7 protein-coding genes and 1 pseudogene are annotated in these 6,567 nt (G+C 68.3%); 4 read left to right on the top strand and 4 right to left on the bottom strand.

What is annotated here, in order from left to right; translation table 11 throughout:
- Nucleotides 1-113 precede the first annotated feature (113 nt).
- Nucleotides 114-713 (bottom strand): hypothetical protein, encoded by a 600-nt coding sequence (locus tag ACZ5ID_RS36805; RefSeq protein ID WP_468907120.1) that lies wholly within the window; start codon nucleotides 711-713, stop codon nucleotides 114-116.
- A gap of 184 nt (nucleotides 714-897) precedes the next feature.
- Between ACZ5ID_RS36805 and ACZ5ID_RS36800 the strand changes: the two genes are divergently transcribed.
- A complete protein-coding gene (locus tag ACZ5ID_RS36800) occupies nucleotides 898-1,539 on the top strand; it encodes a hypothetical protein (RefSeq protein ID WP_468907117.1) in 642 nt (213 codons plus the stop codon).
- Between the two features lie 196 nt (nucleotides 1,540-1,735).
- On the opposite strand, the pseudogene ACZ5ID_RS36795 reads toward ACZ5ID_RS36800, so the two are convergent.
- Nucleotides 1,736-2,032 (bottom strand): annotated as a pseudogene (locus ACZ5ID_RS36795) (transposase); the annotation flags it as partial.
- 304 nt (nucleotides 2,033-2,336) lie between these two features.
- Between ACZ5ID_RS36795 and ACZ5ID_RS36790 the strand changes: the two are divergent.
- Nucleotides 2,337-2,627: a hypothetical protein gene (locus ACZ5ID_RS36790; protein WP_468907114.1), complete on the top strand. Its 291-nt coding sequence runs from the start codon at nucleotides 2,337-2,339 to the stop codon at nucleotides 2,625-2,627.
- Between the two features lie 833 nt (nucleotides 2,628-3,460).
- Here ACZ5ID_RS36790 and cpt read toward each other — a convergent pair.
- Nucleotides 3,461-3,991: a chloramphenicol phosphotransferase CPT gene (cpt, locus tag ACZ5ID_RS36785; protein WP_468907111.1), complete on the bottom strand. Its 531-nt coding sequence runs from the start codon at nucleotides 3,989-3,991 to the stop codon at nucleotides 3,461-3,463.
- Between the two features lie 98 nt (nucleotides 3,992-4,089).
- Nucleotides 4,090-4,470 (bottom strand): winged helix-turn-helix transcriptional regulator, encoded by a 381-nt coding sequence (locus ACZ5ID_RS36780; protein WP_468907109.1) that lies wholly within the window; start codon nucleotides 4,468-4,470, stop codon nucleotides 4,090-4,092.
- A 74-nt stretch (nucleotides 4,471-4,544) separates the two neighbouring features.
- Between ACZ5ID_RS36780 and ACZ5ID_RS36775 the strand changes: the two genes are divergently transcribed.
- Both ACZ5ID_RS36775 and ACZ5ID_RS36770 read left to right on the top strand, forming a co-directional pair.
- The gene (locus ACZ5ID_RS36775; protein WP_468907106.1) at nucleotides 4,545-5,228 is read left to right on the top strand and encodes an NADPH-dependent F420 reductase; all 684 of its coding nucleotides are present in this window, start codon (nucleotides 4,545-4,547) and stop codon (nucleotides 5,226-5,228) included.
- 393 nt (nucleotides 5,229-5,621) lie between these two features.
- Complete coding sequence (locus ACZ5ID_RS36770; RefSeq protein WP_468907103.1) at nucleotides 5,622-6,350, top strand: hypothetical protein; 729 nt, start codon at nucleotides 5,622-5,624, stop codon at nucleotides 6,348-6,350.
- The last annotated feature ends 217 nt before the right edge of the window (nucleotides 6,351-6,567 follow it).

Genomic DNA, 6,567 nt, shown 5'->3' with positions numbered 1-6,567 from the left:
GCGGCTCGCGCAGGCGCGACAGCGATATGACCCGACCACAGTGGGTCACTACCGCCGCTTGACAACATCATTGGGAATCAGTGGTCACTCTGAAACAGCTCAGTCACAGCCCCCTATGGCTGAGTGGGTCCGGCTGACGGGACGCGTAGTCGGCGCAGGAGCAGCCCTACGGGCCGCCACAGGGCGAAGGCCAGGCCGAGGCCGAGCGGGATCTGCAGGAACTGCTGGATCACCGGCGGCCCGGGCTTGTCCCCCCGCCTGAGCGGGGCAATGCCCTGCGGATCGACGGTCACCGTGTAAGTGCCGCCTACCACCCACTTCCAGCCCATGAGCCCGTTCTCCTCGATCGGATCCAGCGGTGGGCCGTCGAGGACGGTGACCGTGTAGAGGTGGGCGCTGTCACCCATGCCGTCGCCGGCGGACCACTGAATCTGTCGGACCCTGACGTGTTCGGTACGCCCGTGCTGGTGCAGTACCTGCTGATCCAGCTCCTTGTTCTGCAGGAACAGCACCCCGAAGAGGCACACCGCACACAGCAGCCACCGGCTGTCCAAGTACCAGCACGTGCAGATGAACACGCAGCCGACGAGGATCACCAGCGCGCACAGCACGTCGATCCACCGGGCGTGCGCGAAGACGGCTGTGCGCACGATCGCCCACAGCGCCAACGCTGCGCCGGTGCTCGCCGCGCCCACCAGCACCCGCCAAGCCACGCCTGTCCGCCCTGTGCCTGCTTCCTCCGCGCTCACCCTCACCCCTGCTCTCGACGAAACCGCCGGCCTGATGGTGCACGCCTTCAATGTATGGATTGTTCAACGATCCTTCAATAGGATGGTTCAACATTGAGTCATCTGCTTCACGGACGAGGAACCGCAACCAATCGAAGGGCTGCAGGAGATGAGCTCGTATCAGTTCGAACAGGTCGACGACCTCGGGCAGATCCTGTTCTGCGACGACCCCGCGCTGCAGCTCGAGTGCGTGCTGGGGGGCCTGGAGACTGCGGAAGGCTCGATCACCATCGATCCCGCACAGACACCCCGCATGCCCACTGCCCTCTTCGAGTTCAGGCATGCCGTGGGCGTGGGCCACTTCGGGTACGTCGTGCCGGAGGGAGCCTCGCTCGACGAGATACCCGAGGAACCGCAGCTCGAAGGCGCCATCCTGTTCGGCATGAGGCGCCTACCGCCCGAGGTCTTCTGCGATCTGCCCTCGATCCCCGGATGGGAGCTGCACGAGATACCCGATGAACAGCCAAAACTGGCGCAGCGCCTCGGACACACCTACTCCCGGCTGGAATTGCGGACGCCCGACGGTGAGCTCTACTCCCGCACCTGGGTCCCGCACGACCCCGAGTGGCAGGCCGCCGCCCTGCGTCACGGATACGTCGTATGCCTGTGCGGCGTGGAACTGGGGATCCGCGCACCGTACGCGATGACCGACTCCCAGCACACCCCGCGCATGCGCCACGCATCCTTCCGCCGCGGATGCGCGCTGGGCCTGACCGCCGGCGGGCTCGTCGCCTACGTCGACCACCACTGACTCGAAACACCGAGCCGGCACGCTTCGAGTACGAACTGGGCCGCGACGCGGCGTGCGAGCGGGCCTGGCGGACGATGTGAGGTCGACGTACCGAAATCGCGGCTGTGAGGCTGTGCGGGCTCGACTGCTACGAGTTTCTGACGCATCGAGCAGGCCATCTCTCCAAGCACATCGCCTGCCCTCACTCCCAGCAAAGTACCGCAGCCCGGGAGAAGTCCAGCAGCTCTGCGGCCCGCAGCTCGCAGAGCAGCAGCTCGTGCAGGCGCTGCCAGACCCCGGCCTCATTCCAGTCCCGCAGCCGTCGCCAGCAGGTCATCCCCGAGCCGAAACCCAGCTCTTGGGGCAGAAACTCCCAGCGGATCCCGGTGTACAGCACGAACAGGATCCCGCACAGCACCTTGCGACTGTCCAGACGCTTACGACCTGGACGCCGCGGATTGCGCGGGACGACCGGCAGTAGCGGCTCGATGCGCGCCCACAACTCGTCTTCGATCTCCCAGGGCCTGGCAGCGGTCTTCTGGGTCTGGACTGGCTCGCACCCCCTTCGGTCAGCATCAACGAAAACTGACACGCCGTCATTTCCGGAGATCCACAAGCCGCCTTTTGTCAGGAGTCTTAAGGCCGTCGCAGATGGTGGCCGCGGGTAGACGCGGAATCGCCACTATTGTCTCGGTGAAGTGACCCTTCGGGGCAGTCAGGGGAGACCGCCTTGGGGAGCCGACGCTTGCGCTTGGCTCCGCCAGCATCTTCCGAACGCCTGACGGCGGGTACCCGCTCGCTGCGAGGAGACCACAACCGTGACGAACACCGACCGCACCTCACACGACGCACGCCGCCATCGACAGCCGCTCGTATGGCTGACCACCCTCACCGTGCTGGCCTCCACCCTGACCGTCGTCATCCTTGCCCTGAGCCACGACACCCAGGCCGCGAACGCCGTCGCCACCATTGGCGCCACGATGACCGCTCTGCGGGGCCAACTGGGGCCGACTGGGAAACGGGCACGGCCGACGATCCCCTCAACGACACCGCGATCTCCCGCCCGGAGAGCTTGGAGCTACCCGACCTGGTGTCCGCCGCGGCGGTGAGCAGACCCTCAACACAGTGGACATGCGCTGGTGAGGGGAACCCGGGCGGTACGGGCTGTGACACTCCCCCGGCTAGATCCGCCCGGCATGCTCATGCAACCCTGACGTGCCGGGGCCTGGTGGACACGGTCCGCGCAACCGCACGGACCCTGGTCGTGACGGAACACCAGACCCCGGCACCCCGGGCACGGGCCCCTACGTGGTGGAGCGGGCGGCGCTGCTGGCCGGTCAGGTGGCGAACTCGGGCCCCACTCCGTTCTGAGCGCGCAGGCACGCTGACGCGCCACCCGGCCGGTCTCCAAAACGCCGATTTGGGCTGCACCCAAGACGTCGGGCCTGCCCTGCCAGGTCCGGCAGCGCGCCCCTGACATGCCGGGGCACCGGCGGCCGAGGAATTGCCAAGATTTGCGGAGGGGATGCGGCTTGCCGATCCGCTGGTTCGCCCAGGCTCTGCGTGCACGACGACGGCCATGTGCTCGACCCTCCGCGTAAAGATGCCGTGGCGCGATCCACGCGTCACAGAGCGCACCCGGCGCGCCGACCGCCTCCAGGTCGTACGCCGGGTCCAGGTCGTACGCCGGGTCCAGCGCGCTCATGATCCCTGGGCCATACCTCGGCTCCGGTCCCGGCTTCGGTCGCGGGGGCATTCCCACCGGCGGCGCCCACATCAGCGCCACCCCCGCAGGGGGCCACGGGGGTGTTGAGGACGCGGGCCCGCACCAGCTCCTCCGGCGCGGGTGGCGCAGGGCATGCGTTGGGGAGGAAGGTCCCTGGCTGCAGCGGCCCGACCGTCCCGGCGCTGCGGTCATAGGGGCAGAGAGCCGGGCCGCCGATCAGCTGACAAGTGCAGCGATGGTCCGTGCGCACTCCATCGACTCGGCATGCGCGGTGTCCACCTCCAGGTCATAGACCACGCCCCGGTGGACCACATCCGCCTGGGACGCCGCCATTCCGATGACCCGATCACCCCGTGCGACCTCACGGCCTGCGGCAACCGCACTGTCACATCGGACGCCGACCCACAGCACCCGCAGTCCGCCCAACGCCTTCTGCCATCGCTTCTGTGAGTCCGCTCCACCGAGGAAGACCTCATCGACGATCACCCGGGCACCCGCGCGGGCCATCGCGGCGACCCCCTCGATCCACGCCGCTTCCAGCGTCCGGAACTCCGGGCCGACGATCACCTGTCCGTCCGGAGCGAACGCGATCCCCGCATCCGACACCTGCATGGACGCGGGCATCGCGTCGACTAGCGTGTCGGTCCCGACGGCCAGCCACGGATCCGGCAGGACCGCCTGCAGACACCGGGCGATCCCGGATTTCCCCGAGCTGGAACCACCGTTGAGAACGATCACGTCAGTCATCACCGCGCAACAGTAGAGGCAGCGCAGCAACACTCGAAAGGGATTTCCGGGAGCGCTGTCCGCCTGCCACAACCCGGTGAACCTTCACGGTCAGAGCACTAGCAAGGTGAACGAGCGGACTGCGGGTCGGGGACGCATGCTGCTTCCTGGGCGGCCATAACCTCATCACCGTGCTCGAAGGCCCATGCGCCGACGGCGTCGATGGGCGCCAACAGGGTCCGTCCCAGAGCGGTGAGCTGGTACTCGACCCGTGATGATGCGTCGGGGTGTGCCTGCCGATCGACCAGTCCGTTGAACTGCAGCCGCCGCAGAGTCTCGGTGAGGACCTTGGAGCTGATGCCCCCGATCCGCTCCCGCAGTTCGACCGGGCGGCTGGGGCCGTCGCGCAGCGCCCAGAGCACCACGGCGTTCCAGGTATTGGAGAGCAGGTCGAAGGCGAGTCGGGCGCGGCAGTCGGCGAGGAAGGCGTCGGTCGTCACGTACCAAATGGTGCCCGAAGAGCCTTCTAGCGTCGGTACGAACCGTCAAAGCAGGCACGGAGAGGGAACGCGTGATGAGAATCGGCGTACTGGGAACGGGCAACATGGCTGACGCGCTCGCCACCCACTGGGTGCGGGCCGGGCACGAGGTGATCATCGGGGGACGGGACGCACACAAGGCGGAGCGGCTCGCGAGGCGCATCGGAGGGAGCGTGAAGCCGGCCAGTCTGTGCGCGGCGGCGGAGTCCGGTCAGGTGGTACTGGCCGCGTTGCCCTTCGGGGCGGGAGTAGACGTGGCACGGGACCTGCACGCAGCCCTGGAGGGCAAGGTGCTGCTCGACTGCTCCAACCCGGTCGGGCCGGGCTTTCGGCTGCTGACGGAAGGAGGCCCCTCAGCCGCACAGCAACTTGCCGCGGCGGCACCGGGTGCCCACGTGGTCAAGGCTTTCAACCTCTGCCACGAGGACGTGTGGCGCATGCGGCCTCCCGTCTTCGACGGGCGACCGCTGGCCGTGCCGATCTGCGGGGACGACGAGACGGCCGTCGCGCGTGTACGCGAGTTGGTGCAGGACGTGGGCTGCGAACCTTTTGCTGGAGGCGGTCTCGAACGGGCAGGACTCCTGGAAGCAACCGCCGCGCTGTTCATCGCCCTGTGGGTACGCGAGGGGGCGGATGCGCAAGCAATCGCGCCTCCGCTGGCATACGCGGCCGGACCGAGCCAGCAGGAAACGGAAGGCGGCACGAGGGCTTTGCGTTAGGGGTTCTTAGTGGGTGATCTTGCTCGGGTCGCTGACGGAGCGGCGTGTGAGGACCCGATGTCCGAAGCCGTTCTCCTACGCGGGCTGGATTGCTACTTTTGAAGTGCTCGTTCTTCGTCGCGAACGGCACCTCGGCCCGTGGCCGGCGGTTCGGCAGAATTCCCGTTCATCGGTCCAGGACACGGGCACCAGCAGCCCGGCCAGGTAGTCCAGCGCCCGATCGTGGGGGCTCCGGCCTGCCACAACGATGCGCGATGCCGGCATGGGACCTTGGCTATCCCCTCGCACCACGGCTGGACCTGCTCAACCGTCAGCCCATCGGTACACAGATATACCTACGGGCCCTATACCACATCGGTCACGCAGATGCGGTTGGAGGGTTAGGCTGACCGGATGACAGCTGATCGCACGGCAGCCAGGCACCGCCGCATCCTCGCCCTGGCCGGCGCGGCCGGGATCGCCCTTACCGGGAGCGCCTGTTCCTCGTCCGGGAGTTCCGGCGAGGCGGCCTCGGGCGGTGAGAGGCTGTCGTACGACCGGGTCGCCTCGACGGCGAAGCAGCTGACGGGTACGTCGGGCTGCCCGTTCGGCCTCGACCCGGCGGCGGCGCTGAAGGCGGCCGGTGCCAAACGGACCGTCACCCCGGCGGCGTCCGGCGGCCACCCAGCGGCTCAGGGGACCGTCGACCCGGGCCGCCCGGCTGAGGCCTGGCCCACCGGGGAGCCCACGCCGCCGTTTGGGCTCCCCTCCAACCCCGCCGTCCCGCCGCACGCGTCCGTCGTCTGCAACTTCACGGCTTCGCAAGCCCCGCTGGAGATCGACCTCGTGGCCACGTCCATGGGCGGGGTGGCGGTGAACCTGGCGCTGCCGCAGATCGCCCGCCTGGGCGCCCTCCACTCCGACGAGGTGATGGCGTTCTCCAAGGACAGGCCCGGGATCGACCAGACCAGGGTCACCCCGGGCCGGGGCGCGGTCGCCGTCGCACGGGTGGCGATGGCGGGCAACGGCGACCTGGCGCTCGTGGTCTCCCAGGGATGGCCCGTAACCAAGGCGGACCCGGCCCTGGCCGGCGAGTCGCTCAGGAAGGTCGCTGAGACACTCGCGGCCCAGCTGCGACCGTAGGCGGCGCCGCCAGGCGACCCGCCACGCACTGCTCGCCGCCCGACCGGAGCGCGCCGACGCGGTACCCGGGAGGGCCGAACCGGAGGTCGCCAGGGCTCGGATGGTGACCTTGCCATCCGAGTTGATAGGGATCTCTGAAATTCCCCACCCCCTGCTCTAGCGCCGTCCAAACCTGCTCAGTCGATCTCCCCACCCTTCGCGTGATCAGACTTGGGCA

The sequence above is a fragment of the Streptomyces sp. NPDC031670 genome (assembly GCF_055580545.1).
Note: the sequence above shows the minus strand (reverse complement) of the source record. Positions and strands in the feature narration are given on the sequence as shown.